Source organism: Mesorhizobium sp. M7A.F.Ca.CA.004.04.2.1 (assembly GCF_004022825.1).
Lineage (GTDB): Bacteria > Pseudomonadota > Alphaproteobacteria > Rhizobiales > Rhizobiaceae > Mesorhizobium.
The window spans coordinates 1-2,540 of the sequence record NZ_RZPH01000894.1; the positions used below are offsets into that span (position 1 = coordinate 1).

1 protein-coding gene and 1 pseudogene are annotated in these 2,540 nt (G+C 64.7%); both read right to left on the reverse strand.

From position 1 onward, the window contains the following. Window positions 1-94 precede the first annotated feature (94 nt). A complete protein-coding gene (locus tag EN893_RS28795; protein ID WP_127273269.1) occupies window positions 95-1,267 on the reverse strand; it encodes a M20 aminoacylase family protein in 1,173 nt (390 codons plus the stop codon). A gap of 17 nt (window positions 1,268-1,284) precedes the next feature. After that, window positions 1,285-2,510: pseudogene (locus EN893_RS28800) on the reverse strand (Zn-dependent hydrolase). Window positions 2,511-2,540: the final 30 nt, after the last annotated feature.

Here is a 2,540-nt window from a genome sequence, read left to right on the forward strand (position 1 = left end):
GGATTATCTTTGTTAAAAGCGTACCGAGGCGCACTGCCCTATCGGTCGCCGGTCCGTCACAAGCTTGTCCTGGCCAGCATCCCGGCAATCTCCTTCATCTTCCCGCCTCGCCGCCCAATTGTTGCCTGACCAGCGCGACATGGAAATTCGTGCCGAACAACAGCCCGTCATCGTCGAAATCGTAGCTGGAATTGTGCAGCGGCGCCGAGCCCTCGCCATTGCCGAGGAAGACGAAGCAGCCCGGCACATGGTCGAGGAAGCGGGCGAAATCCTCGGAGGCGGTCATCGGCTCGCGAGCGACGGCGATGTTGCCGGGTTTGAAGACGTGCCTTGCGGCGGCAAATGCTGCATCGACCATTTCAGCATCGTTGCGCAGCGGCACGAACTCCCTGCTGTAATTGACCTCGGCCGCGACATTGTAGGCGGCAGCGGTGCCCTGCGTAATGATGCGCATCTGCCGCTCGATCTCGGCGCTGACCTCGGGGCGGAAGCTGCGCGCATCGCCGAGGATGCGGGCAAGGCCGGGCAGAGCGTTGCGGGTGCCGTCGGTGATCAGCTCGGTCACCGAAACCACCGATATGTCGGCCGGGCTCAGCCGGCGCGAGACGATGGTCTGCAGATTGGTGACCAGCGCGCAGGCGGCGACCAGCGTCTCATTGCCCGCATGCGGCCGCGCGGCATGGCCGCCGAGCCCTTTGAGCACGATCTCGAAGATATCCTCGGCCGACATTATGGGGCCGGCACGGGTCTCGAAATGCCCGATCGGCAAGCCGGGCATATTGTGCAGGCCGAAGATCTCGTCGAAGGGAAAGCGCTGCATCAGCCCATCGTCGAGCATGGCGAGTGCGCCCCTGCCCCATTCCTCGGCCGGCTGAAAGACGAAGCGCACGGTGCCGTCGAAACCGCCCTCACCTGCCAGCAGCTTTGCCGCGCCGAGCAGCATGGTGGTGTGGCCGTCATGGCCGCAGGCATGCATGATGCCAGGATTGCCGGACCGGTAGGGTGCGTCCGATTGTTCTGATATGCGCAGTGCATCCATGTCGGCCCTGAGCGCAATCGCCCGATTGCCGCTGCCGCGCGTCAACGTGCCGACGATACCGGTGCCGCCGACGCCTTCGCTGACGTCATCGAGGCCGAACTCACGCAGTTTGGCAGCGACGAAGGCTGCGGTACGCTTCTCCTCGAAACCGAATTCGGGATGCGCGTGCAGATCGCGCCGCCAGAAAATCATTTCCTGCTTCAGCGCATCGCGATCGAGTTCAGACATTTTCCGCCCCTTCTGACCTAGTTTGCCAGTTGCGCGGCCACATCAAGCAGGATGTTGGCCCCGGCAACAAGCTCGGAATCTTCGGTGTGTTCGCGCGGACTGTGGCTGATGCCATCGGCGCTCGGCACGAAGATCATGGCCGCCGGTGCGATGCGCGCCAGCATCTGTGCATCGTGGCCGGCGCCGGACGTCATGCGCCTGACGCCAAGGCCACGGCGTTTCGCGGCCGCCTCGATTCGTTCGACGATGCGAAGGTCGAAGATCACCGGCTCGAAGCGAGCCAGTTGCTCGACCGAGATCGTCACGTTCTCATCGGTGGCAAGCTGCTCGAGATAGGCGGCAAGCGCCGCCTCCTCCGCCTGCAGGCGCTGTTCGTCGGGGTCGCGCAGATCGATGGTGAAGACGGCGCGCGAGGGAATGACGTTGATGGCATTCGGCTCGAAGCGGATCGTACCCACGGTCGCCACCGTCGGCGCGTTCGAGGCTTTGATCCGGTCGAGCAGGAAGGTGATGGTCCGGGCGGCGGCGTGGCCGGCATCGTTGCGCATCGACATCGGCGTGGTGCCGGCATGATTGGCGACGCCCTCTATGGTGATACGCTGCCAGGAGATGCCCTGCAGATTCTCCACCGCGCCGATCGGCAAACCTTCGCGTTCCAGCACCGGCCCCTGTTCGATGTGCAGTTCGAGATAGGCGTGCGGCTTGAGGAAGCCGGGCTCCCGGTCGCCGGCATAGCCGATGCGGGCGAGTTCCTGCCCCAGCACGCTGCCGTCCGTGCCGACGGCCGCCAGCACCGTTTCGGCATCGATGCCGCCGGCGTGGACCAGCGAGCCCATCATGTCGGGCGTGTAGCGTACGCCCTCCTCATTGGTGAAAGCGGCGACCGCGATCGGGCGCGACGGCGAAAAGCCTGTCGCCTTGAGCGTCTCGATCACTTCCAGCCCGGCAAGCACCCCGTAGCAGCCGTCATAGATGCCGGCATCGATGACGGTGTCGATATGCGAGCCGATGAGCAGCGGCGCCTGCTCCCTGTTGTCCGGGCTTTGCCAGGTGCCGAAATATTGCCGACCCGGTCGATGGCGACATCGAGTCCGGCCTGCCGCAGCCAGCCGACGAAGAGATCGCGGCCCTGCTTGTCGGTGTCGGAGGCGGCCAGCCGGATCAGCCTGTCCTCGCCGTCGCGACCGACGGCACCGAGTTCGCGGATACGGCCAAGCAGGCGCTTTGCATCGATGGCGATCATGCCGTTGCCTCGGCTTTTCTCTTGCCTTCC

Bases quoted from the DNA above. Each gene is read 5' to 3' on its own strand.
- EN893_RS28795 (WP_127273269.1), bottom strand. From the start codon at position 1,267: ATGTCTGAACTCGATCGCGATGCGCTGAAGCAGGAAATGATTTTCTGG.